This window comes from Shewanella cyperi, from assembly GCF_017354985.1.
GTDB lineage: Bacteria > Pseudomonadota > Gammaproteobacteria > Enterobacterales > Shewanellaceae > Shewanella > Shewanella cyperi.
The window spans coordinates 3,039,487-3,063,287 of the sequence record NZ_CP071501.1 but is presented as its reverse complement, the minus strand read 5'-3'; the positions used below and the strand labels follow the sequence as shown (position 1 = coordinate 3,063,287).

19 protein-coding genes and 1 riboswitch are annotated in these 23,801 nt (G+C 56.2%); of the genes, 12 read left to right on the top strand and 7 right to left on the bottom strand.

All coding sequences use genetic code 11. The annotated features are described in order from the left end of the window. Window positions 1-302: 302 nt before the first annotated feature. From brnQ to recJ, 4 genes are all read left to right on the top strand, one after another. On the top strand, window positions 303-1,628 hold the full coding sequence (gene brnQ, locus JYB84_RS13450) for a branched-chain amino acid transport system II carrier protein (protein WP_228289620.1): 1,326 nt from the start codon (window positions 303-305) through the stop codon (window positions 1,626-1,628). 88 nt (window positions 1,629-1,716) lie between these two features. Beyond that, window positions 1,717-2,559, top strand: coding sequence for a site-specific tyrosine recombinase XerD (xerD, locus tag JYB84_RS13445; protein ID WP_207323230.1), 843 nt, complete (start codon window positions 1,717-1,719; stop codon window positions 2,557-2,559). Between the two features lie 106 nt (window positions 2,560-2,665). After that, a complete protein-coding gene (gene dsbC, locus JYB84_RS13440) occupies window positions 2,666-3,391 on the top strand; it encodes a bifunctional protein-disulfide isomerase/oxidoreductase DsbC (protein WP_207320547.1) in 726 nt (241 codons plus the stop codon). Window positions 3,392-3,469: 78 nt separating this feature from the next. Continuing rightward, entirely contained in the window at window positions 3,470-5,194 is a 1,725-nt protein-coding gene (gene recJ / locus JYB84_RS13435) for a single-stranded-DNA-specific exonuclease RecJ (RefSeq protein ID WP_207323229.1), read from the top strand. A 1-nt stretch (window position 5,195) separates the two neighbouring features. Here the strand turns inward: recJ and JYB84_RS13430 are convergent, their stop codons facing one another. After that, the gene (locus tag JYB84_RS13430) at window positions 5,196-7,031 is read right to left on the bottom strand and encodes an MOSC N-terminal beta barrel domain-containing protein (RefSeq protein WP_207320546.1); all 1,836 of its coding nucleotides are present in this window, start codon (window positions 7,029-7,031) and stop codon (window positions 5,196-5,198) included. Between the two features lie 288 nt (window positions 7,032-7,319). Between JYB84_RS13430 and JYB84_RS13425 the strand changes: the two genes are divergently transcribed. From JYB84_RS13425 to JYB84_RS13410, 4 genes are all read left to right on the top strand, one after another. Further along, on the top strand, window positions 7,320-7,919 hold the full coding sequence (locus JYB84_RS13425) for a hypothetical protein (protein ID WP_207320545.1): 600 nt from the start codon (window positions 7,320-7,322) through the stop codon (window positions 7,917-7,919). A gap of 49 nt (window positions 7,920-7,968) precedes the next feature. Then, window positions 7,969-8,167, top strand: a riboswitch (cobalamin riboswitch). A gap of 86 nt (window positions 8,168-8,253) precedes the next feature. Beyond that, window positions 8,254-10,212: a TonB-dependent receptor gene (locus tag JYB84_RS13420; RefSeq protein WP_207320544.1), complete on the top strand. Its 1,959-nt coding sequence runs from the start codon at window positions 8,254-8,256 to the stop codon at window positions 10,210-10,212. 94 nt (window positions 10,213-10,306) lie between these two features. Then, window positions 10,307-10,897: a GDSL-type esterase/lipase family protein gene (locus JYB84_RS13415; protein WP_207320543.1), complete on the top strand. Its 591-nt coding sequence runs from the start codon at window positions 10,307-10,309 to the stop codon at window positions 10,895-10,897. Window positions 10,898-11,060: 163 nt separating this feature from the next. After that, window positions 11,061-11,789 (top strand): HDOD domain-containing protein, encoded by a 729-nt coding sequence (locus JYB84_RS13410; RefSeq protein ID WP_207320542.1) that lies wholly within the window; start codon window positions 11,061-11,063, stop codon window positions 11,787-11,789. A 62-nt stretch (window positions 11,790-11,851) separates the two neighbouring features. On the opposite strand, the gene JYB84_RS13405 is transcribed toward JYB84_RS13410, so the two are convergent. Further along, window positions 11,852-12,754, bottom strand: a complete 903-nt coding sequence (locus tag JYB84_RS13405) for a LysR family transcriptional regulator (RefSeq protein ID WP_207320541.1) — start codon at window positions 12,752-12,754, stop codon at window positions 11,852-11,854. Between the two features lie 162 nt (window positions 12,755-12,916). Between JYB84_RS13405 and metE the strand changes: the two genes are divergently transcribed. Together metE and JYB84_RS13395 are read left to right on the top strand one after the other, a co-directional pair. Continuing rightward, a complete protein-coding gene (gene metE / locus JYB84_RS13400; protein WP_207320540.1) occupies window positions 12,917-15,196 on the top strand; it encodes a 5-methyltetrahydropteroyltriglutamate--homocysteine S-methyltransferase in 2,280 nt (759 codons plus the stop codon). Between the two features lie 43 nt (window positions 15,197-15,239). Further along, window positions 15,240-15,449 carry a dodecin gene (locus tag JYB84_RS13395; RefSeq protein ID WP_207320539.1) on the top strand — a complete coding sequence of 70 codons (210 nt, stop codon included), beginning with the start codon at window positions 15,240-15,242 and terminating at the stop codon, window positions 15,447-15,449. Window positions 15,450-15,452: 3 nt separating this feature from the next. Here JYB84_RS13395 and queG read toward each other — a convergent pair whose 3' ends face one another. Continuing rightward, complete coding sequence (gene queG, locus JYB84_RS13390) at window positions 15,453-16,637, bottom strand: tRNA epoxyqueuosine(34) reductase QueG (RefSeq protein WP_207320538.1); 1,185 nt, start codon at window positions 16,635-16,637, stop codon at window positions 15,453-15,455. A gap of 153 nt (window positions 16,638-16,790) precedes the next feature. Between queG and JYB84_RS13385 the strand changes: the two genes are divergently transcribed. Further along, complete coding sequence (locus JYB84_RS13385) at window positions 16,791-17,570, top strand: substrate-binding periplasmic protein (RefSeq protein WP_207320537.1); 780 nt, start codon at window positions 16,791-16,793, stop codon at window positions 17,568-17,570. A gap of 41 nt (window positions 17,571-17,611) precedes the next feature. Here the strand turns inward: JYB84_RS13385 and JYB84_RS13380 are convergent, their stop codons facing one another. Continuing rightward, window positions 17,612-19,522: a tetratricopeptide repeat-containing diguanylate cyclase gene (locus JYB84_RS13380; protein ID WP_207320536.1), complete on the bottom strand. Its 1,911-nt coding sequence runs from the start codon at window positions 19,520-19,522 to the stop codon at window positions 17,612-17,614. A 193-nt stretch (window positions 19,523-19,715) separates the two neighbouring features. Between JYB84_RS13380 and JYB84_RS13375 the strand changes: the two genes are divergently transcribed. Continuing rightward, on the top strand, window positions 19,716-20,150 hold the full coding sequence (locus tag JYB84_RS13375) for a DUF3069 domain-containing protein (RefSeq protein ID WP_207320535.1): 435 nt from the start codon (window positions 19,716-19,718) through the stop codon (window positions 20,148-20,150). A gap of 32 nt (window positions 20,151-20,182) precedes the next feature. Here the strand turns inward: JYB84_RS13375 and JYB84_RS13370 are convergent, their stop codons facing one another. From JYB84_RS13370 to JYB84_RS13360, 3 genes are all read right to left on the bottom strand, one after another. Then, window positions 20,183-21,871: an NAD-dependent malic enzyme gene (locus JYB84_RS13370; protein WP_207320534.1), complete on the bottom strand. Its 1,689-nt coding sequence runs from the start codon at window positions 21,869-21,871 to the stop codon at window positions 20,183-20,185. Window positions 21,872-22,091: 220 nt separating this feature from the next. Next, window positions 22,092-22,553, bottom strand: coding sequence for a YehS family protein (locus tag JYB84_RS13365; RefSeq protein ID WP_207320533.1), 462 nt, complete (start codon window positions 22,551-22,553; stop codon window positions 22,092-22,094). An 86-nt stretch (window positions 22,554-22,639) separates the two neighbouring features. Then, window positions 22,640-23,650 (bottom strand): serine hydrolase domain-containing protein, encoded by a 1,011-nt coding sequence (locus JYB84_RS13360; protein ID WP_207320532.1) that lies wholly within the window; start codon window positions 23,648-23,650, stop codon window positions 22,640-22,642. Window positions 23,651-23,801: the final 151 nt, after the last annotated feature.

Here is a 23,801-nt window from a genome sequence, read left to right as displayed (position 1 = left end):
TGTGGGTACTTTTTAGCTGCTCGGAGGCCGCAAGGCTTGTGGGCAGTGGGCAAGTCTGGTAATAGTCTGAACTTTCCAACCGTGGCAAAGTGCCTGTTCCCCTCGGGAAGTACGCACTTTCAACGGACAATGCTGTCGTACCTGACCCCGATTGGTCAGGAATTGAACCAAGGATTGGGATTTTTGCGGCGCCACCCTGTCATTCAGGGTTTACACCTCAGGATTACGGACTTGAACCTCTGGTCAAGAACCAAATAATTCCGTAGGTTTGTTAAAAAAACATTATAAAGTTGGAATACTTAGTGAAAAGCACACAAATGACACTTTCGGATACGCTGGGGTTGGGCTTTATGACCTTTGCGTTTTTCCTCGGCGCCGGAAACCTGATTTTTCCTCCCTTTGCCGGTATGTTGGCCGGTGAAAACATGTCTTTGGCCATGGCCGGATTCCTGGTCACCGCGGTTGGCATGCCGTTGATTGGCCTGATTGCAGTGGCCAAGTCCCAGGGCAAAGTGATGGGGTTGTTGCCGGCATTTGCGGCAACCGCCCTGGCGATAGCCATCTATATCATCATTGGGCCGGCCTTCGCGGCGCCGCGCACCGGGTTGGTGGCCTATGAAATCGGTGCCAAGCCATTTCTCGGTGATACCAGTGCCGTTTGGCAACTGGGCAATTTGAGTCTCAATGTCTCCCAGTTGCTGTTTACCCTGGTGTTTTTCTTTATCACCATGATGCTGTCGCTGTTTCCCGGCAAGTTGCTGGACAGTGTCGGCAAGGTGTTGACTCCGGTGTTGTTGACCCTGCTGGTGGCCTTGGCCGCGTCGGTCATGCTGTTACCTGCAGGCGAGTTCGCCGCTCCCCAGGGTGAGTACGCCAAGAGCCCTTTGATTAAAGGGATTCTGGAAGGTTACAACACCATGGATACCCTGGCGTCGATCATGTTCGGTATGTTGATCATCGACTTGCTGCGCAAAAAGGGCATAGACACACCGGCCGATCAGACCCGCTATCTTATTCGGGCAGCCTTTATCGCTGCCTCGGGGCTGGCCTTTGTGTACGTATCCTTGTTTTTCCTTGGCGCCAGCGCCGGCGATCTCGCTGCCGGTGCCGGTAACGGCGGCGAAATCCTGACCCGTTACGTTACCCGTGAATTCGGTACCCCAGGTTCGGCCCTGCTGGCCCTGGTGGTCAGCCTGGCTTGCCTGACCACGGCCGTGGGCCTGGTAACGGCTTGCGCCGACTACTTCAGTGAACTCTTGCCTACGGTCAGTTACCGCCGTTTCGTGGTGCTGTTCAGCGTGATTTGCGCCGTGGTGGCCAACGTGGGCCTGACCCAACTCATCAGTATCAGTATCCCTGTGCTGGTCAGCATTTATCCGGTAGTGATAGCCCTGGTGGCTGTGACCTTCCTGACCGAACGCTTTGTCAATGCCGCCTTTGCTCACAGGTTGGTGTTGTCGGTGGCCCTGGTGTTCGGTGCCATAGATGGTCTCAAGGCCGCCGGTGCCGATATGAGCCTGTTCCAGTTTATGCCCCTGTACGACGAGGGGATGGCCTGGTTGTTGCCGACTCTGGCCACCATGGTGCTTTGCCTTTTCATCGGCCGCCGTCAGGTGCAACTGGTGTGACAGCTATAGCGGGAGAAGTCTGTTGTCTGAGCTGAATCCGGCCGGTGACGATCCACTGATAGAACTGTTTCTTGATGACCTTTGGTCCATGCGCGGTCTGGCCGACAATACGCTTGAGGCCTATCGCAGCGACTTGCGGCATTATTCTGCCTGGCTCAGCGGGCAGGGCAGTAGCTTGCTGTTGGCCGACAGCGAACAGATCCGCGACTACCTTGCCCTGCGCTATGCCCAGGGCAAGGCCCGCAGCTCCGGGGCCCGTCTGCTCAGCAGTTTGCGGCGTTTCTATCGCTATTTACTGCTCGGGCAACGTATTGCCAAGGATCCCTGCGCCCTTATAGAGTCCCCCAAGTTGGCGCGTAAGCTGCCGGGCACCCTGAGTGAAGCCCAGGTGGAGGCCCTGCTGGCCGAGCCCAATGAGGATGACCCGCTGGAAATCCGCGATAAGGCCATGCTCGAGCTGCTGTATGCCACCGGGCTGCGGGTGACCGAATTGGTCAGCCTGGATATGTCGGGTATCAGCCTGCGACAGGGGTTGGTGCGGGTAACAGGCAAAGGTGGCAAGGAACGGCTGGTGCCCATGGGTGAAGTGGCCCTGGAGGCGCTGGAGCGTTTTTTTGCCCGTGGCCGGGCCGAGTTGCTGCCCCAGGGGCAAGGTGAGGTAGTGTTTCCATCCCGGCGCGGTCAGCAGATGACCCGCCAGACCTTTTGGCACAGAATCAAGCTTTACGCCCTGAGGGCCGGTATCGATTGCAATATCTCACCCCATACCCTGCGCCACGCCTTTGCCACCCATCTGCTCAACCATGGGGCCGATCTGCGGGTGGTACAGCTATTGCTGGGGCACAGCTCCCTGTCAACCACACAGATCTATACTCATGTGGCCAAGGCCCGTTTGGCGGCATTGCACAGTGAACATCATCCCCGGGGCTGAGGCTCGACACTATTCCGGGTTTGCTTTTAATTGCCCCAGGCTGTAACTTTTCAGCCCTGTTACGGGTCAAATAATTAAATGGTTGCCTAGAGGCTCCAAATAAGGAATGAAAATGAAACTTGCCCTAAGCCTGATTTTTTCTCTGGTCATGGTGCCCGCGACCCTGATAGCGGCCCCCATAGCGCCAGAGCAGCTCAAACAAAAGCTGACCGACACCCTCGGGGTGGACGTGCTTTCTATCGACCCCGCGCCCGTGAAGGGCCTTTTCCAGGTCATCACCAATCGTGGTGTGCTCTATATCAATGAGGACGGCAGCAAGCTGTTCCACGGTAATCTGTATGATCTCGACAAGGGCATGGATAACCTGACCGAAGCAGCGCTTGCCGGGCCGCGTCTGGAAATGCTCAAGCCTTTTGAAGACAAGATGTTGGTATATAAGGCCAAGGATGAAAAGCATGTGGTGACAGTGTTCACCGACATCACTTGCGGCTATTGCCGTAAACTGCACAAGCAAATGGCTGAATACAACGACCTTGGGATCACAGTGCGCTACCTGGCATTCCCCCGTCAGGGTGTGCCTTCTGAAAACGCCGATCAGATGGAAGCCGTGTGGTGTGCCAAAGATCCGCACCAAGCCATGGATGACGCCAAGGCCGGTAAGGCCATAAAGGCCGCCAGCTGCGATGCGAACATTGCCGAGCAGTATAACCTGGGTGCGACGTTCGGTATCAACGGCACTCCGGCGCTTATCCTGGAAGACGGTACCCTGATCCCCGGCTATCAGCCGCCCAAGGATCTGTACAACAATCTCGAACGTCACGCCAAGCGATAGTGACAGTAAGCTTTAGTTGACCAAGGTGGGCCCAGGCTCACCTTTTTCATTATGCCAGTCGAAGGAAATCACTCTCCCGTGTATCACCAGATAGTCCGACGCCCCCAGGTGGATGACAGTCATCTGCCAAGCCATTTACATCCCTTGCTCAAACAGCTGCTGGCCAGACGCGGAACCAAGGCCGAAGAGTGTGAGCCGGAATTAAACCGTTTACTCAGGCCCGAGACCATGAAGGGGCTGGCACCGGCGGCCGTATTGGTGGCCGATGCCATGGCGGCGGGGCGAAAGATTTTGATCGTGGGTGATTTTGATGCCGACGGCGCCACCTCAACCAGCGTCTGTCTGCTGGCGCTGGCGATGATGGGGGCCGGCAACACCGACTTTTTGATCCCCAATCGTTTTGACTTTGGCTACGGCCTGAGTGTGCCCCTGGTGGCGGTGGCGAAAGAGCGCGGGGCCGAGCTGCTGATCACAGTCGATAATGGCATTTCCTGTAGTGACGGGGTGGCGGCCGCCAAAGCTGCCGGTATGCAGGTGGTCATTACGGATCATCACCTGCCGGGCGCCGAATTGCCGCTTGCCGACGCCATAGTCAATCCCAACCAGCCGGGTTGTTCCTTTGCCAGCAAGTCCATTGCCGGGGTTGGGGTGGCCTTCTACCTTATGCTGGCGCTGCGGGCCGAGCTCAGAAGCCGCGATTGGTTTATCTCAAAGGGACTGACGGAACCCAACCTTGCCTGTCTGCTGGACATTGTGGCCCTGGGCACAGTGGCAGACGTGGTCAGCCTGGACGCCAACAACCGCATTTTGGTGGATGCGGGCCTTAAACGGGTGCGCAGCGGTCGTTGTCGTCCCGGAATTACCGCCTTGCTGGAAGTGGCCAAGCGTAATCCCGCCCGGATTGTGGCCTCGGATTTTGGTTTTGCCGTCGGTCCCAGGCTCAATGCCGCCGGTCGTCTCGATGAAATGTCCCTCGGGGTTGAAACCCTGCTGTGTGACGATTTCATGCAGGCCAGACGCATGGCCGCGGAGCTTGATGGTCTCAACGCCGAGCGCCGTGAACTGGAGGCCGGGATGCAGCAGGAGGCGCTGGCCAGCCTCCAGCGCCTGAGCCTGGCAGACAGCGAATTGCCCTGGGGCATAGCCCTGTACCGGGATGACTGGCACCAGGGCGTGATCGGCATACTGGCGTCGAGAATTAAGGACAGGTATCACAGGCCTGTGATTGCCTTTGCCGATGCCGGCGATGGCGAAATCAAGGGCTCGGCCCGTTCCATCAAGGGCCTGCATATGCGCGATCTGCTGGAACTGATCAACAGCCGTCATCCGGGGCTGCTGCTCAAGTTCGGTGGCCATGCCATGGCGGCGGGCTTAAGCCTGAGGGCCACGGATTTTGGCGCTTTCGCAGCCGCCTTTGAACAGGCAGTGCAGCAGTTGCTGGCGCCTGAACAATTAACCGGTGAAATTTTGAGTGACGGTGAACTTGAGCCCCGCTGGTTAACCCTGGAGACTGCCGAGCTGCTGCGCGGCGCCGGTCCCTGGGGCCAGGGATTTGAAGAGCCGTTATTTGACGGCCGGTTTCGCTTGTTGCAACAGCGACTGGTGGGTGACAAACATCTGAAAATGGTGCTGGAGACCCGTTGTGGCAGCCTGATGCTTGATGCCATTGCCTTCAATATAGACACAGCCATCTGGCCCGATGCCGGTATACGCGAGGTGCAACTGGCCTATCGGTTGGATGTGAACGAATTTCGCGGCAATCAGAGCCTGCAGCTGCTGGTGGAGCAGCTGCAGCCGCTGTGAGTCAGACTGTGAGCTTGATATCGCCCAGGGGAATGGCGCAGCAGGCAAGGATTTTGCCTTCGGCCCGCTCGGCGGCGCTCAGTGCCGGAGCCTTGGGTTGATACACTTCCCCTTCCAATAACTGGTGCCTGCAGGCACTGCAGATCCCGGCGCGGCAGGACCAGGGCATGGACAAGCCCTGCTGTTCGGCCTGATCCAATATGGGCCGCTGATTATCACCGGTGAATACCTGCTCACCTATCTGGATCCGGACCTGTTTGGGCGCCTGCTTGGGTTTCCTGCCGGGTTTGCCGAACAATTCCTGCTGAATCTGATCAGCTGCCAGCCCCAAAGACAACAAGACTTGCTCTATCTCGGCCATAAAGGGCGCCGGGCCGCAAAGATAAACGTCTCGCTCCAGCAAATCCTCAATCCCTTGCAGATGATGGCGATCAAGTCGTCCCCTGAGACCGGGCCAGTCGTCACCGGGTTGGCTGAGCAGCAGCATCAAGGGCATGCCAGCGCCGGTTAAGTGCGCCAACTCGGCCTCGGGAACATCTGCCTCGGTGCGGCACAGGTGAATAAAACGGGCCGCAGCCAAGCGCTTGCCGTCATCAAACTTATCCTGCTGCATCAAGGTGCGGGCCATGGATAACATGGGCGTAATGCCGGAACCGGCGCTGATGAACAGCGGCGCCTTGCCGCTGCGCAGCCGGAATTTGCCCGACGGAAGGTCAGCAAGCAGCACATCGCCGGGCTGTAATCTGTCGTGGATGATATTGGACATCACCCCTCCGGCGGCCCGTTTAACACTGATGCGCCAGAGCGGCTCCAGCGGTGAGGCGCTGAGGCTGTAGCGACGAATATGGCGCGTACCTTCGATATCAAAGGCCAGCTTGAGGTGTTGGCCAGCGATAAAGTTTGGCAGCGGCTTGCCATCTTCGGCCTGCAAATGCAGCGAGACAAAGTCCGCTGCCAGGGTGTCCTTGGAGACAAGTCGCAGCCGCCGCTTGGGGGCTGCACCATCGGCATAGTGCTGCGGCTCTTTGTAGCTCAGCACAGTCAAACTGTCACCGGCCCTTATGCTTCCTTCATTGAGCGGGATAAGATTCTGGCCAAAATCCACATCGCCATTGCCACTGCGGCGATACCGGCTGAGGGTGTCCAGTGGCTCCTTCAGCGGATGGAACTCGGTGCTGTCCTGCTCCAGGGTGGTCATCACGCAGCGACCGCAGGGTTTGGCCACCTTAAACTCCACCTCACCGATACGGATCCTGTCCCAGCTATCCTCGGCAAAGGCGTCAACGCCTTCAATGACCAGATTGGGGCGAAACTGTGCCATCCGATTGAGTCGGTCGCTGCGACTGTTGAGATCTTCCAGTGAGGCCTGGCTTATCAGCAGCAAGGGGTAACCATCGGCAAAACTGACCCTGCCACCGGTTTGTTGGCGGAACCGGGCCGATTGTTCGCCAAGCCATAACAGTTTGGCCGGCTCCCCCAGTACCGCCGAGATCCAGGCATCCGCCTCTTCCGTGGTGGTCAGGGCACTGAAGTTGTCTTTCCATACGCCGGTGGCAAAAGGGGCTGAAGCAAACCGGTCTGGCTCCAGCCTGAGGGGAGGCATATCGTCAAAGTGCAACTCAAGGGCGCCGGCATGGACGGCCTGTGGCGAGACGTATTCACTGTGGATCAGTGACAGGCTCGGATGCGTGCGGGCGGTAAAGAAACGGCCATCAAGACCGCACACCATGAAGCGTCTGTCGCCAATCAGGCCTTCCTCTGCCACCCTGGCCTCCGGGAGTGTTTGGCCGCGGATGGATTTGACGGGATAGATATGAATACTGCTCAGGCTGGCCATGGAACGTCCTTATTGAATCTTGAATGCAGGCTGACAAAGAGACATGCGGATAACGGAATTGCGTGGGGGCAATATACCTTGTTGACCCCGGTCGGTCCATGGATGGAACTTAGCCGGACCGGAAGCGTCATACTCAGGTATTTGGAAAGCCTGCTTCACTGAGGCGGAACCTTTTTATCAGCTTGACATTTAATGCGTAAAGGAAATGATAGCTACACAATCTGAGATTAAGATTTGTTACGCTTGGGTCATGTGGACAGGGAAAGTCGGCACACAACAGGGAGCTTAATGATGAAGTGGAATAATATTGTCTGGATAGGTCTGACGGCATTGGTTGCTGCTCAGCTCCCTGCCGGGGCTGAAGAGCTGAAAGTTTACGATACAGTGTTGAACTTTCAATTGCCTGACAACTGGCGCCAGGTAGGCACCGATGAATTGGGTGGTATGTTCAGCGCTGAATTCCTGCCACAGGAGCAGCGTTTGGCCGATTGGACCAGCCTGGTCTGTGTTCAGGGGTTCCATGGTATGGGCGACAGGATAACGCCGCAGGCCTTTTTCGAAACCTTCACAAACAATTACAAGGCCAATTGTCTGGGGGAAATGGTGTATGAACCCCTGGGGGCGCTTGAGATGGCAACGGGTGAACAATCCGGATTTCAGGCCATACTCGGCTGCAGCCGTATGCCGGATACGCATCTTCATGGTGAGCCGTCGTCCCGCGGCGAAATAGGCTATTACGCCGTGCTGGGTGGCGGCGAAGATCTGCTGCTGATGCACAAATCCATGCGCGGCCTTGAGTTTACCGCAGCCAATGTCCCGCTCAACGGCAGCAATTACCGGGAGTTTATTGCGCCCTTGCAGCCCATCAAGCTTAACCAATCCAATTAGACATTTATCCATATAGATGTCTATAATGCGCCGGCCCGCCAACACTCGGCGGGTTGTCAACCTTCCGGGTGCCCGAATGTTCGGGATAATCGGGAAGCCGGCGCAATTCCGGCACTGCCCCCGCAACGGTAAATGGTGAGATCGCGGCGCGCCCTGGCCTTTAAAGCTAATGGGCGTTTAAAGCTGTTGTTCGCAGGCCGACAGGCCCTATCCAAAGTCCGGAGACCGGCCCTCCAGGTTATCCCCAGATTTCGGTGGGCAGATCTGCGGGTGCGACCGGCCTTGGGCCATCGTGGCACTTTTGCCCCGTTTTCCTTGATGGAGTCAAAGGTTAATGGGTTCACATCCAACATCTCTCGCCCTTCTTACCGCCATGCTGCTCGGCACCTTTGCTGTGCAGGCCGAAGAAGGCAATTCCAACCCTACAGATACCCTGGTGGTCATAGGACGCAGCGCCGATACGCCGCTGAACCTGGCCGCCAACGTCAATGTGATTGATGCCGCCGCCATTGCCATAAGCGGTGCCACCCGCCTGGGCGAACTGCTCAGGGGTCAGAGCGGCATTCAGCTCAGCGATAATGGTGCCGGCCCTGTGCTGGCCATGCGCGGCTTCGGCGCCGGTCAGGCCGCGAGCAATACCCTGATATTGGTGGACGGTCGTCGGCTGAACAATATTGATATCGCCGCGCCGGATCTCAATGCCATTGCCCTTAACCAGGTGGAGCGCATTGAAATTCTTTCCGGCAGCGCCGGGGTGCTCTATGGCGATCAGGCCGTGGGTGGGGTGATTAACATAGTCACCAAGGCGCCGGATGCAGGCAGTGGTTCCCTGCAATTGCTGGCTGGTAACTATGCCACCTATGAGGCCCGCGGTGATTACGCCGGAGCGATCAACGACAACTGGCGTTATTACCTGGCGGCCAATCGTCGTGACAGCGATAACTATCGCGACCACAGCGAGAGTGAAACCAGTGCCCTGCTGGCGCGGGTGCAGTACGAGCAGGGGGAGCGCAGCCTGTTTATAGAGGCCGGTTTCAATGATGATGAACGTGAATTGGCCGGGGCCATGACAGACGAGCAGTTCCGCGACAATCCCCGCCAAGCTGCCTATGACGGCATAACAGACAACAACCACAGCATCAGTCGCAATGCCCGCCTGGGCTATCAGCAGGCCTTGTCCAGTCATTGGCGTTTGCTGCTGGATGCCGATTACAGCGACACGGATGTGGATTCGATAAGTTTTGGCTCCAAGGGCAACACTCAAAGACGTCTGTTGAGCCTGAGTCCCAAATTCAGCGGCCGTTATGATATCCAAGCCGGCGAGCTTAAGCTGATTGCCGGGGCCGATTTGTCACGGGGCGAGTCCGAGTTTGATTACTCATACATGGACAGGTCCAACACCCAAAAGCTGGCGGCGGCCTTTGTGCAGGCCAGTGTGCCCTTGAGCTCCAGCCTCAGCTACGTGATTGGCGGTCGCTACGCCGAGGTCAGGGACGAGCTGCGTGACGACTTAACCTATCCAGCCGGTGTGAACCTGGACAATGATGCCCATGCGCTGGAGTTGGGCCTCAATTACCGTCCCAATCAGCAGCAGCGCTTTTACCTGAGGGCGGAAGACAACTTCCGTTTCGCCAAGGTGGATGAGCAGGCCTATACATCCGAGGGCGTATTGGGCCTAGATCCACAAACCGGTCGCTCCTATGAGGCCGGCTGGGATTATCACAGCAAGGGTTACAGCCTGCGCCTGAGCGCTTTCCGTCTCGACCTTGAGGATGAAATCGTCTGGGATGCCTCCGCACCCAAGCCAGATCCAAGCGCGTATTTCAATGGCGCCAACGTCAATGCCGACAGCTCGCGCCGTTATGGTGTGGCCCTGGATCTGGATTGGCAGCCCCTGGATGCTCTGGCGCTGGGGTTGGACTATCAGTTTACCGATGCTTTCTTTACCGCAGGAAGCAATGACGGCAAGGCTTTGTCCTGGGTGGCCCGCCACAGTGGTCGCGGTTTTGCCAGCTATGATCTGGACGACAACTGGCAGCTGTATTTGGATGCCCAGTACACAGGAGAACGCTTTATCGAAGGGGATAACGCCAATCTGGCGGACAAACTGGATGCCTATACCCTGGTCAACCTGGCGCTGAATTATCGCCGCGGTCAGTGGCTGGCCAGTGTCCGTGCCGACAACCTGCTGGATGAGGACTATGTCAGCGCCGGTTATTACAGCGATTGGGGCAATGGCTATTATCCCGGCAGTGGCCGGATGGTGAGCGCCAGCATCAAATACCATTTCTGATCCGCAAATCTGCTGTGCAAATGAAAGGCCGGACTTGTGTCCGGCTTTTTTTTCGGCGATAAATGAGTAAGTTGCAAATTGAACCGGAATTCCTGTGCGGCGAACCTTGCTGTTTCTGCTCTTGCTCTGTGGCTGCTCTGGCCCCAAGTTGCCTTATCTGGGGGAAAATGCGCGCATCCTGGCCTTTGGTGACAGCCTGACCCAGGGCGTGGGAGCAGGCGAGGGGCGGGATTACCCGGCAATGCTGTCGGCCCTGTGTGAGTGTGAGGTGATCAACGCCGGCATTTCAGGCGAAACCAGCGCCCAGGGATTGGCACGTATCGCCGATGTGTTGGACCAGACTCAGCCGGATCTACTGCTGTTGCTTGAAGGCGGTAATGATGTGCTCAGGGGACTCGATAAAAGCCAATTAAAGGCTAATCTTGAAGGTATGATCCTTGCGGCCCGGACCAGACAGGTGCCCGTGCTGTTGTTGGCGGTGCCGGATAAATCCCTGTTGTTGTCGCCCATGCCCCTGTATGAAGAATTGGCTGACCAGTATGGTTTGCCGTTGCTGGACGACACTGTCAGTGATCTGTTGTCGACAGCGGGTATGAAGTCCGATGGGGTGCATTTCAACAACCAAGGATACCAGGCGTTGGCCGAGGCGGTATTTGTCAATTTGCAGGCCAGCGGTGCCTTTTAAATGCGGCTCACGAAATTTAGTGGTAACAATGGAATACAGCTTGACCATAGGCAGGATTTTGTGGGTAAATTCCCCGATAATTAAAAATCGAGGTGGGATGGATGCGGTCCTTTGCCGACGGCATTTGTCAGGGTTCCCCGGATAAAAGGTTTAAAAGTGTTACATGACTGAGCTTGAGCATCAGGTGTTTTCCCAGATCAGGGCCATCATTGCCAATGAAGAGCAGGTGATCGGGCGGCGGGGTATCTTGGTTCCGCTGAAAAAGGCCATCATAGCCGATGGAGACATACGCAATGTGATCGATATAGTGTCCACCGATCCTGCGTTGGCGGCCCATCTGTTGTGGCGCAGCACCACGGCTCAGGTGGCCACAGTCAATCCCGGCAAGACCCGCAGCCTCAAGGATGCCCTGATCCGTCTGGGCCAGATCAACATCTATCGTTATGCCTTCAGTTTCTACCTCAAGGAGAGGCTCGATGAGTTGCCCCAGCCCTATAAGAAGCTGGTGCAGGGCTACTGGCGCCTGACCGAGAGCATTGCCGCGTCGGCGGTAGACAGCTTAATCGAGATGGATGGAGTCAGAATTGACCCGGATGAGGTGCAAACCCTGGCGCTGTTCAGTGTCTTTGGTCAAATCATCGCCCTGACCGCTTTTGCGTATCTCAATGCCGAGTCGGAAGAATCTTTCCCCCTGGGCATCATCAAGAGCATCATAGATACCCAGCAGCAAACCCTGACCCTGGAGGCCTTTGAGTCCCTGGGGCTGGATGAAGAGCTCAAAGATGAATTTATGATTGCCCATAACCTGCGCCAGACCCGCAACCCCAATTCACCGGGTTTGATTCTGCGCCGGGTACTGTCCATGCGTGGCCTGCTGCTCAATCCGCTCTGAGTGAGCTTGGCTTAATAAAACGCCTGCAGTTGCAGGCGTTTTTATTTCACAGGAATTGCTTATCAGCGGTTGCCTTGACGCGCCAAACCTTCGCCGGCTACCAGTTCCAGCCAGTGCTGGATCAATCTGGATGCGCCGGCATCGCGGCGATAGGCACCGAACAGCGGGCGTTTCAGCCCTTCAATCCCCAGCTTGAGACTGCTGAGGCTCAGTCCCTGGGCTTCACTGATGGACCAGTTTGGCAGGGCGGCCACGCCTTCCTGACAGGCGATACGCTGCAGCAGCACAGAGGTCAGATCGCTGCACTTCTGGGGGCCGGGCTCAATGCCGGCCGGTTCCAGAAACAGTCGATAGAAGTCCAGTCGCTCCAGCGGTACCGGATAGCTAATCAGGGGCTGGCCCGCCAATTGCTGCGGCACCACGTAGGGCAAACTGGCCAGCGGATGATCCTTGGCCACCACCAGCTTCACCTCAAAATCGAACAGGTGCTGATAGGCCAGGGTGTGACCGGGCACGGGATCCGAGGTCAGCACTATGTCCAGTTCCCCTGTTTCCAGGGCATTGAGGGAATCAAACAGATGGCGGCTGGAAATATCGAGCTCGGCATGGGGATACTGATCTCTGAACGCCTCCATGACCGGCATCAGCCAGCGAAAACAGCTGTGACATTCAATACCCACCCTGAGCCGGTTGCTGTCTGGATCCAGCCCGCGCTTGAGATCCGTTTCCGTCTCCATCACCCGCGGCAAGATTTCCTCCGCCAGATGTAGCAGGCGTGAGCCCTCCTGGGTGAAAGACAAAGGTTTGCTCTTGCGCACAAACACCGGTGAATTGATCCGGGTTTCCAGCTCTTTAATCTGATGGGATAGCGCAGATTGGGTGACAAAGCGTTTCTTTGCCGCAGCCGCCAGGCTGCCGCTTTCTTTGAGTGCCATCAAGGTGCGCAGGTGTCTCAGCTCTATCATTTTCTCTCCACATGAATGTTGCTCATGTTGCCCGTGAATCCAATTCGATTGCTAGCCCTGAGACTACCACAATAAACTTCTGGACGTCCAGACGCCCATTGAGAATATGTCAACCGGGCCTTGGTTGCAATTTGCTCATATTACATCAATAAGGTATACAATATGCAATTAAATAGTCTAGGTTTTCCAAGAATAGGTCGGCGCCGGGAATTGAAGTTCGCCCTGGAGCAATACTGGCGCGGTGAAATCAGCCAGCAGGCACTGCTGGAGCAGGGGCAGCGGCTGCGCCGTCAGCATTGGCTGTGGCAGGCGGAAGCCGGGGTCGAGCAATTGCCGGTGGGGGATTTTGCTTTTTACGATCAGGTGCTGACCCTGGCGGCGACCCTGAATGTGATCCCCGAGCGTCACCGTGATGGTGATGCCATAGATCTCGACACCCTGTTCCGGGTCGCCCGTGGCCGGGCACCGACGGGCAAGAGTGCCGCGGCCGCTGAGATGACCAAGTATTTCAATACCAATTACCACTACCTGGTGCCCGAGTTGCATCGGGGCCAGCAGTTTGCCATCGCCTGGGAGCAGTTGTTTGATGAGGTGGAAGAGGTCAAGGCCCTCGGCTACGATCCCAAGCCCTGTCTGCTGGGGCCCCTGTCTTTCCTGTACCTGTCCAAGACTCAGGGCGAGCCCTTTGACAAACTGAGTCTGTTGCCGGCATTGCTGCGCACCTATGGCGAGCTGTTGGCGCGCTTTAAAGCCCAGGGCGTAGCCTGGGTGCAAGTTGAGGAGCCCATACTGGCAGTGGATCTGGATAAGGACTGGCAGCAGGCCTTTGCCCCGGCCTACGAGGCGCTGAGCAAAGCGGCTCCCAAGCTGCTGCTCACCAGCTATTACGGCTCTATTGCTCACCACAGCGCGCTGGTGGCTGCTTTGCCGGTCGCCGGTTTGCACCTGGATCTGGTGTCGGCCCCGGAGCAATTGGACGACTTTCTGCCGCTGCTGCAATCCGGGCAGGTACTGAGCGCCGGTGTGATAAACGGCCGCAACGTCTGGGCCGCCGATCTGGATTTGCTTGCCGAGCGCCTGGCACCGGTGGCAGACGCCCTTGGCGAGCGCCTGTGGCTCGGCAGCTCCTGTTCGCTGCTGCACTCGCCGGTGGATTTGGACGTCGAAACAGCCCTGGCACCTGAGCTCAGGCAACAACTGGCGTTCGCCAAACAAAAACTGCATGAATTGAATGAACTGCAGCAGCTGTTGCAAACCCCGGCATCCGAGCCTGCCAGGGCCATCATTGAGCGTTGCAAGGCGCGCCGCGAGGCCAGGCGTCTGGCGGCCGATACCGCCGTCGCCCGGCGCATTGCAGCCCTGAATCAGACCGATTTTGAGCGCGACAGTGCGTTCGTGTTGCGACAACAGCAACAGCAGGCGAAGCTGCGTCTGCCCTTGTTGCCCACCACCACCATAGGATCTTTTCCCCAGACCGCGGCCATCCGCAGTTTGCGCAATCGCTGGCGTAAAGGGGAGGTGGCCGAGGCTGAGTATCGTCATCAGCTGCAGCAGGTGACCCGTGACAGCATCTTGCGCCAGCTCAAGCTGGGCCTGGATGTGCTGGTCCATGGCGAAGCCGAGCGCAACGACATGGTGGAGTATTTCGGTGAGCAATTGGCAGGCGTGGGATTCACCAAAAACGGTTGGGTACAAAGCTACGGCAGCCGCTGCGTTAAACCGCCGCTGATCTATGGTGATGTGTCCCGCCCCAGACCCATGACGGTGGAGTGGGCCGAATTTGCCCAGAGCCTGACCGATAAACCGGTTAAAGGTATGCTCACCGGCCCCGTCACCCTGCTGCACTGGTCTTTTGCCCGGGAAGACATCAGTCGTGAGACTATCTGCACCCAGCTGGCGCTGGCCATCAGGGATGAGGTGGCGGATCTGGAGGCTGCCGGCATAGGCATAATCCAGATAGACGAACCGGCGTTCCGCGAAGGCTTGCCGCTGCGGCGCGACCAGTGGCAGCACTATCTGGATTGGGCCGTGGCCTCATTCAAGCTCAGCGCGGCCTGTGTGCGGGATGAAACCCAGATCCATACCCATATGTGTTACAGCGAGTTCAACGACACTATAGCCGCCATCGCGGCCATGGATGCGGATGTGATCACCATAGAGACCAGTCGCTCAGCCATGGAGCTGCTTGGCGCTTTTGAGGCCTTTGATTATCCCAATGAGATTGGCCCCGGGGTGTACGACATCCACTCGCCCAACATCCCCGATGTGGCGGCCATGGTGGCGCTGATGGAGCGGGCGGCACAGCGGATCCCACTGCGGCAACTGTGGATCAATCCGGACTGTGGCCTTAAGACCCGCAGCTGGGATGAGGTGGAACCGGCACTGCGCAATATGGTGGCCGCCGGTCGGGAATTGCGTCGTCGCTGCCCGCTGCCGGCTTAAGCAACTATACTCAGGGGGTTCCCTCAGTGCACTGGAGGTCCCCATGAATCACACCTACAAAATCATTGAACTGACTGGCTCTTCCGCCATTGGATCCGATGATGCCATCAAAAATGCCATTGAATCCGCGGCCCAGTCATTGCACAAGCTGCGGTGGTTTCAGGTGGTGGAAACCCGGGGCCACCTGGAGGCCGGGGTGATTGCCCATTGGCAGGTGACCATCAAGGTGGGCTTTACCCTGGATCAGCCCTGAGGTTCAGGCGTCCCTGGGTAAGCCCTTTTCAATGCAGCGGATAAGGCGTGCGGTTTTACGGGCATCCAGTGCCAGTCCCTGTTGCTGGAGTGCCTCTTGTTGGCGAGAAAGCGCCCAGTCTATGTGTTCACGCACCATGTCATCCACGTCTGCGCTGTCTCGCCGCGCATTAAGGGCGGCGACTATGGCGTCGCTCGCCGGTGCATTGCCAAGGGCGATGGCTATATTGCGCAGCCAGCGCCTGTGGCCAATGCGGCGGATGGCGCTGCCTTCGGTATTGGCCAGAAACTCTCCCTCGCTCCAGGCAAACAGCTCCAGCAGCTTGGGTTGGCGCAGCTGAGGCCGGATCTGGAAATCACTCTCAAGGCTCAGTGGTGCTTCAGTGTTCACCGGGCAGATCAGCTGGCAGTCATCGCAGCCATAGATGCGATTGCCCATCAGGGGGCGCAGTTCCAGCGGGATGGGGCCGTCAAGCTCTATGGTGAGATAGGAAATACAACGGCGGCCATCGACCACATAGGGAGCCACTATGGCGCCGGTGGGGCAGGTGGTGATACAGGCCACGCAGGTGCCGCACTCTTCCTTGACCGGAATATCCACCGGCAGCGGCAGGTTAACCAGCAGTTCACCCAGGAAAAACCAGCTGCCGGCCTGACGGCTTAAAATCAGTGAGTGTTTACCCGTCCAACCAATACCGGCTTTTTCCGCCAGAGGCCGCTCCAAAATGGGGGCCGAGTCGACGAAGGGGCGGAAGTTGGAAGGGGTTGCTCCCAATTCCGCCAGGGCCCCATCAAGCTGCTCACCGAGCTTCTTTAACCTGTTGCGCATCAGTTTGTGATAGTCACGACCACCGGCGTAGCGGGAAATGTACCCCAGCTCAGGATCCTTGAGGTTGCTGGCAAAGCCGGCGTGCTCGGGTAAATAATCCATTCGCACCGCAATCACCCTGAGGGTGCCTGGGTGAAGCTCGGCGGGGCGTGCGCGCATCATGCCATGGTTGGCCATATAGGCCATGTCGCCATGGAAGCCATTGTCGAGCCAGGCCTGAAATTTCGGCTCTTCGGCGCTCAGGTCGGTATCTGTGATCCCAACCTCGGCAAATCCCAGTGCCTTGCCCCACTGTTTAATCTGCAGGCTGAGTTGCTGCAGCTCACTGCTGTCGGGAACATGGTGCGGTTCTGGGATCATGGGAATTGCTCCGCAAGGGGAAAAAAATAGAGCCGCATAATAGCAGCTTCAGGCCCCGGCGTCAGGCTCACACCTTGTGGGATTGGTCATAGTGCCCCTATGCTGTAGTGTGGGTGCAAGTTCCTGCCACTCCTATAACTCTTCGGGAGCCTTATGCGCACTTTGGCAATCTTGTTACTGGGTGTATTGAGCAGCCTCCCCGGAGCGGCGGGAGAGTTGCCGCAGACGGTTAAGCTGTTAACCGAGCCTTTGCCGCCTTTAAGTCAGTATGTGGATGGCCGGGCCAGTGGTTTTTCGGTGGAGCTGGCCAGGCTAATTCAGCGTCAGCTGGGGGAAGGTGCCGAGGTGGAGGTTCTGCCCTGGGCCCGGGGCTATGCCATGGCATTGCGGGAACCCAATACTGTGCTGTTTCCTACTTCCATTAATGACAATCGGCGTCAGCAGTTCGATTTTGTCGGTCCCTTTGCCGAAGTGCGTATGCATCTGTATGGCCGCAGTAATGATGCCAGTCGCCCCAAGGATCTGGCCGAGGCCGCTTCTCTGGGAACCATTGGTGTTTACCGGGGCTCGCCGGCAGAAAAGTTGTTACTTGATAGCAAGATCCCGGGGCTGCTGATTGCCGCATTTCCGGATCAATCCCTGCGGCAGCTATTGGCGGGGCGCATCCGATTTTGGTGCCACGCGGATCTTTTTATCGGTCCTTTGTTGTCGAAGGCGGGAGTGGATGAGGGACAGATCCAACCCGTGTTGGAACTTAAGCGCATCGGGCTGTATTTTGCTTTTTCGCGAGGTACGGCACCGGCCAGAGTGGAAGCATGGCAGCAGGCACTGCAGAATTTGATGCAGTCTGGTGAGTTTGCCCGTTTGCATCGACAGTGGCTTGGCCGTGAGGCGACTGAGTTATCAGCCAATATCTTATGGCGAGAGGAATAAGCTTTGGGGTTGTAGCAATTGGGGCTGTAGCAGATAGCTGCTTAAATCTCTGCGGCAGGATCTGCGGCCTGGCTATGCGGTCCGTCGAGTACCACCTGATTGCGGCCGGCGGCTTTGGCCTGATAAAGGGCATGATCGGCGCGATTCAGCAGGGCGGAAAAACTCTTGTCCTTGTCCAGGCTGGCTACACCGGCAGAAATGGTCAATGACAGGCCCGTGCTGATGTCATTCATGTCGGTATCATCCATGGCCTTGCGCAGGCGCTCGGCGATCTCACCGGCCTGGGCCAAGCTGGTGCCAGGCAACAAGACCAGAAACTCCTCTCCGCCGATCCGCCCCACCATATCTGTCTTGCGCATTTGGGCTGACGCACAATCGGCCAGTACCACCAAGGCCTTGTCACCCACATCGTGGCCATAATGATCGTTAATCTTTTTGAAATGATCGGCATCAAACAGGATAACCGACATGGCTGACTGTTGCTTTTTGGCTTGCTGTACAAAAAGCTCACCGCGGCGGTAGATATGGCGCCGGTTGGGCAGTTTGGTCAGGAAGTCTGTCAGTGCCAGATGCTCCATTAACTTTGAACGTTGGGCCTGTTTGTAGGCGAACACTGAAACTATGGCCAGGATCACCAGTACCAACACCATGGTGGTCAATTGCAGCAATTTGTTCTGCTGCAATATCTGCAGTTCATGCTCCTTAAGACGTTGGTTCTCCAGCAGTTGGCGGTTTTCATTGGCCATTCTGTCGGTGTCAAAGCGGGTGCGCATTTCCGTGGTACGCTGGCTCTGCAGTTGGTTCTGCAGTTCGTTTTGTAAGCGATTTTGGGTTTCCAGAGCGCCGTAGGCCGAATGCCAATCACCCAGGGCGGCCAAAGTTTGGCTTTTGGTGGTATAGAGCTCGGCCAAACCACGTTTGTTCTGAATGCTGTTAAAGGCCTCTTCGCCTTGATTTAGCAGCTCCAGAGCCTTATCCGGCTGGTTTTCCTGCAGTGCGATCTGGGCCTGATACAACTTCATAAAACTGTAGAAACCGGCATGCTCGATTTTGATCAGTGGTTCGGCCTTGGCGAGTTTTTGTTTGGCTTCGGGGACCAATCCCTGCTTGATGAGGCTGCCACTCATGTTGACATAAATGCTGGCGGCGGCGAGGGGTTCATTGGCTGATTCCCAGTAGTCGGCGGTTTTCCGATAATATTCCAGCGCCATGGCATTTTCGTTCATGGCCTCATAGGCCATGGCGATCTCTGAGTTGACCAGGGTTGCGGCGTTGAACTCGCCCTGGTTGCGGTATTTTTCTTCCAATTGGCGGTAATAGCGGATGGCTGTCTGGGGATCGCCGAAGCGTCGATAGCTGGTGGCCAATTCGGTCAGATTGTTAAGGCTCCAGACTTCCATGCCGAGGCTTTCATATAAATGCTGGGCCGTTATCAGATCTTCCAGTGCCGGACTGAAATTGCCTTCAAAGGATAAAATTGCCCCCCTCAAGCTGCGGGCATCGGCGATTAATCTCGGTGATTCCACCTGATATGCAAGCTTGACCGCCTCATCGTAATCGACAAGGGCGTCCTTGGGTTTACCTGCCAAGCGATTGTAATACCCGCGGCAGAGCAAGAGGTCGGCACGGGTGAGGGTATCGTTTTTGGGATCGCCGAGCAGTTTATTGGCGTAAACAGCGGCGGCTGCCGCAAGTTTTTCTGTGGTGGAGTCCTGATTCCAGCAGTGTAATCTGGACAGACGCAATACCCTTGGTAAGTCGTCCTTGTCTATTGCTGCTTCCAGGCTGGCAATGGCTTCGTTTATGGCCTGAGGCTCACTGATATCGGCCCTTTCAAGTTTGTCGAACAGTTGATCAATTTCGTCCAAATTCATAGCCAAGGCGTCGGCCACGGACAAGAGTGCCGTTATGACCAATACTCCGCTGGCGATGAATTGCCGAAAGAGGCTCATGAAATCGAGTCTACCTTTGTTATTATATTTGTTACCAACCGGTTAAGGATAACCGGCCTGGGTGTTGTTTGGCCAGTAATATCTGTTAACAATTAGGCTTTATCACAAATGTATTTTTGCCTTTGGTGGCCAAAATCGGTATAAGGCACTTTTTATGCCGTATGGGGCAGAGGCCCTAGATTCTGAGGTCAAAATGACAGATATTTCTTCCGCATACCGTGAACAAGCTTTCAAAATTGCAGACAATGTCGCCGGCAAGGTTATAGCTTTGGACAGAATGCCCGAGGCTCTGCGGGATGCTTACCGCAGCCTGTGTGAAGAGCTGTTGGCCGACGCGGACGGCCGTTTTGCTGCGGCCTGGGATGCCTTGCCCAAAAGCGCTGCCGGTTTGTTCGAGCGCGCTGCTTTTCATGGTTTCTACCTGGCCAATGCCTGGTTACAGTTGAGTATTCTGGCGCGGGATATTTCTGAGATGGAAGATACCGATGCGGCAATAGAGGAAAAGGAATACGGCGGATTGTTTGTGAAAGTGGCCGATGCCGCGCTGAAAGAGAGTGTGCGCAAGGTTAAAAAGGCCAGGACAGACAGAAGCATGTTTAATAGCATGCGCCAGGTGATGGCAGAGTAAAAAAACGCCCGGCTAAGCCGGGCGTTTTGTTGTCAGAACGAGGTGCGCTTGTAGCGACGGTATTCGGGATACCAGAAGTTATTTTCGATGGACTGCACCAGCAGTTCATCCGTGGTATCCAGAGCCAGTCCCTGCTGCACCGCCACCTTGGCCACGGCAAAGGCGATATGCTTGCTGACCTGATGAATGTCTTCCAGTCTTGGCAACAGTGCGCCACTGCCATTGATAGCCAGCGGTGAACATTCTGCCAGGGCGCGGCTGGAGGCCATTAACATCTCATCGGACACACGCTTGGCGCCGCTGGCCAGTACGCCAAGGCCAATGCCGGGGAAGATAAAGCTGTTGTTGCACTGGGCAATCTCGTAGGTTTCACCTTCAATGACTACGGGTTCAAACGGACTGCCGGTCGCCACCAGCGCCTGACCATTGGTCCAATGGAGTATGTCCTTGGGCGTTGCTTCGACCCTGCTGGTTGGGTTTGACAGTGGGAACACTATTGGTCGCTCGCAATGGCTGTGCATGGCGCGGATAATTTCTTCCGTGAACAGGCCCGGTGCACCGGAAACGCCAATCAACACTGTCGGTTTGGCGTTATTGACCACATCCAGCAAAGACATATTGTCGCTGAAGTTTTGCCAGTTGCCGAGGTTGGCGCACTTCTGGGCCAGCTTTTGCTGGAAGGGCAACAGGTTGGGCATGTTGTCGAGCAGCAGTCCCCAGCGGTCGACCATGAATACCTGGCGGCGGGCCTGTTCGTCGCTTATGCCTTCAGAGACCATCTGGGCCACTATGGCTTCGGCGATACCACAGCCGGCGCTGCCGGCGCCGAGGAAGGCAATGCGTTGCTGGCTGAGCTGGGTGCCGGCGGCTTTACTGGCGGCCAGCAGTGAGCCGACGGTTACCGCAGCCGTGCCCTGAATATCGTCGTTAAAACAGCAATATTTGTCCTTGTAACGCTCCAGCAAAGGCATGGCATTCTTCTGAGCGAAATCTTCGAACTGGATCAGCACATCCGGCCAGCGACGATAAACGGCTTCGAGGAAGGCTTCGATAAACTCGGCATACTCTTCTCCGCCGATCCTTTGGTGGCGCCAACCCATGTACATGGGGTCTTCCAGCAGATGCGGATTATCGGTCCCCACGTCCAGGGTAATGGGCAGGGTGTAGGCGGGACTGATGCCGCCGCAACTGGTGTACAGGGACAACTTGCCGATAGGGATCCCCATGCCGCCAATGCCCTGATCGCCCAGACCCAGGATACGTTCACCGTCGGTGACCACTATGATCTTCACCTTGTGGCGGGTGGAATTGTTGAGTATGTCGTCGATCCTGTCCTTGTTGGGATAGGAGATAAACAAGCCCCGGTTGCGGCGATAGTTTTTGGAGAAGCGCTCACAGGCCAACCCCACTGTGGGGGTGTAGATGATGGGCATCATCTCGGTAATGTGGTTTTGCACCAGGCGATAGAACAGGGTTTCGTTGGTGTCCTGAATATTGCGCAGGTAAATGTGTTTATCCAGATCGTTGCTGAAACTGCGGAACTGATCGTAGGCCCGCGAGGCTTGCTCTTCAATAGTTTCAATCACATGGGGTAACAGGCCTTCGAGATTGAAGAACATCCGCTCTTCTTCGGTGAATGCGCTGCCCTTGTTGATCAGAGGGGCTTCGAGGATCGCAGGTCCGGCAAACGGAAGATATAGGGGGCGTTTATTATCGTCCATAGGTTACCTTGGTTTGATTTATTCGTTGTTTGTAAGCGGCTGTCAATGGCTCAGAGAGTAACATGTTTTGGCTTTATTGGTGCGCCATGTTGTTGAAAAATTCTCGGGCTTTTGACGAATGGCTGTTTAAAACATCTGATATATATCAAGGCGCAAGCAGGAGCGATAAGGTACGAAAAAGCACGGTCTTGGCCGTGCTTTTTTCCGTGGGGACGGGGGATTAGAGCCCCCTGTGTTTCAGTGACAGGCCTTTGAGGAAATTGCGCAGTATCTGATCGCCACAGGGTTTGAAGTGCTTGTGATCCGGATTGCGGAACAGGGCACCGAGCTCGGACTTGCCAAGGTTGAAATCCGCCAGTTTCAGAATGGCGATGATATCTTCTTCCTTGAGTTCGAGAGCGATGCGCAGCTTCTTGAATATCAGGTTGTTGTTCAGTGCCGTTGGTTTGGGAAGTTCGGCGCCTGGTTTGAGGCCGCGCTTGTCCAATATGAGTCCATCAAGGAACTGGCATAGGGTAATATCGTTGCAGGCGCTGTAACCATCTTCTTCCTCTTTCTTCAACATGGCCAGAAGCCTGTCTTCGGCCATGTCTTGTTGCACCTTGGCAAAAATCTTGATGACCTTGGAATTGCTGAAGTCAAAAATGAAGCGCAAGCGGCGCAGAATATCGTTGTTGGTCATGTCAATCCTGTTATTTTGGCACTGTTATTTGGGGAGACCCAAAAAGCGGGCCATTATAGCACTGAACCTTATTCGCGCCGTTGCATTTATTTTTCCAAAGGGCCTTTTTGCGCCAGATTCAGCACCCATTGATGCAGCGCATCGTGCAGGGCGAAGGTCCACTGTGGATCCTTGAGATCCCAGGCACTGTTTTCCAGCACCACCAATTGTAATTGGCTGTCGGGATAATAAACGGCCGTGGTCATATAACCGGGGACATAGCCGCTGTGGCTGATTTCCCTCACCCCCTGGCCTATCTGCACCCCCAAACCGTAACCCAATTCTCCCCAGCTGTGGGGACGAGTGGCTCTGGGGGTGAGCATATCCCGATAACTTGCATCGGACAGCAGGGCACCTGTGTGCAACTTTTGCTGGAAGTCGGCGAAGCCCCTGGCACTGCCTATCAGGGTTCCCGAGGCCAGACTGACATCCGTACTGCTGAAGTCCGCCGGTATGGGCAACCACTGCCCATCTTTTTGTAACCTTCCCAATGCCAGGCGCGGATGGCGGGCTTTTATCTCTTGCACAGTACCTGTGTCGGCCAGCAAGTCCAACTGGTTAGTCTGAAATAAGGACTGCAGTGTGGCAACAGTACTTTGTCCCTGCAAGTTCGCCAGCCAGTGGGCGGCAATCTGGTAATTGGCATTGCTGTATTCAAAGCCGTTACCCGGTGAGCCGTTTAACTTGTTACCTGACTTGTCTATCCCTGAGGTATGACTCAGCAATTGGGTTATGGATACAGGATTGGTCGATTGCAATGCCTCGGGCAGGGCGCTGTTTACTGAGTCTGACAGTGTAAAGAGCTTGAGGTCCACGGCTTTAAGTGCGGCGGTGGCGAATACTTGCTTGGAAAGTGACCCCAGGATAAAGAGGGAGTCTGCATTGATACCCTCGCCATAGGTTCTGAGGGCCAGCTCCCTGTCACCCTGACGCACGAGAATCACGCCGCTGAAATCCCGCCCATCCTGTTTGACCAGGGCATCGAGCTGCTGCGCCGTGTCGGCGCAAGCTACTTTGGTAGCGAACAGGAATACAAGGGCCATCAACTGTGTTGTCAATTGGGTCCATCCAAGCACATGGCTCGTTGTCTGAATGTTTTTTGTTTGTGAACAGCAGGTTAAATAAGGTGCTGATTTATACATTTGGTTACCGTATGAGTGGGTGGTGTGTTGCATAAATGGATTGACTTTGTATCTTTTGTTATTAACT

Excerpts from the sequence above, each read along its gene's own strand:
- dsbC (WP_207320547.1), top strand. The coding sequence starts at position 2,666 with ATGAAAATGAAACTTGCCCTAAGCCTGATTTTTTCTCTGGTCATGGTG.
- JYB84_RS13395 (WP_207320539.1), top strand. The coding sequence starts at position 15,240 with ATGAATCACACCTACAAAATCATTGAACTGACTGGCTCTTCCGCCATT.
- JYB84_RS13420 (WP_207320544.1), top strand. The coding sequence starts at position 8,254 with ATGGGTTCACATCCAACATCTCTCGCCCTTCTTACCGCCATGCTGCTC.
- JYB84_RS13385 (WP_207320537.1), top strand. The coding sequence starts at position 16,791 with ATGCGCACTTTGGCAATCTTGTTACTGGGTGTATTGAGCAGCCTCCCC.
- queG (WP_207320538.1), bottom strand. The coding sequence starts at position 16,637 with ATGATCCCAGAACCGCACCATGTTCCCGACAGCAGTGAGCTGCAGCAA.
- JYB84_RS13380 (WP_207320536.1), bottom strand. The coding sequence starts at position 19,522 with ATGAGCCTCTTTCGGCAATTCATCGCCAGCGGAGTATTGGTCATAACG.
- metE (WP_207320540.1), top strand. The coding sequence starts at position 12,917 with ATGCAATTAAATAGTCTAGGTTTTCCAAGAATAGGTCGGCGCCGGGAA.
- JYB84_RS13375 (WP_207320535.1), top strand. The coding sequence starts at position 19,716 with ATGACAGATATTTCTTCCGCATACCGTGAACAAGCTTTCAAAATTGCA.
- xerD (WP_207323230.1), top strand. The coding sequence starts at position 1,717 with ATGCGCGGTCTGGCCGACAATACGCTTGAGGCCTATCGCAGCGACTTG.
- JYB84_RS13410 (WP_207320542.1), top strand. The coding sequence starts at position 11,061 with ATGACTGAGCTTGAGCATCAGGTGTTTTCCCAGATCAGGGCCATCATT.
- JYB84_RS13365 (WP_207320533.1), bottom strand. The coding sequence starts at position 22,553 with ATGACCAACAACGATATTCTGCGCCGCTTGCGCTTCATTTTTGACTTC.
- JYB84_RS13430 (WP_207320546.1), bottom strand. The coding sequence starts at position 7,031 with ATGGCCAGCCTGAGCAGTATTCATATCTATCCCGTCAAATCCATCCGC.
- JYB84_RS13425 (WP_207320545.1), top strand. The coding sequence starts at position 7,320 with ATGATGAAGTGGAATAATATTGTCTGGATAGGTCTGACGGCATTGGTT.
- JYB84_RS13405 (WP_207320541.1), bottom strand. The coding sequence starts at position 12,754 with ATGATAGAGCTGAGACACCTGCGCACCTTGATGGCACTCAAAGAAAGC.
- JYB84_RS13370 (WP_207320534.1), bottom strand. The coding sequence starts at position 21,871 with ATGGACGATAATAAACGCCCCCTATATCTTCCGTTTGCCGGACCTGCG.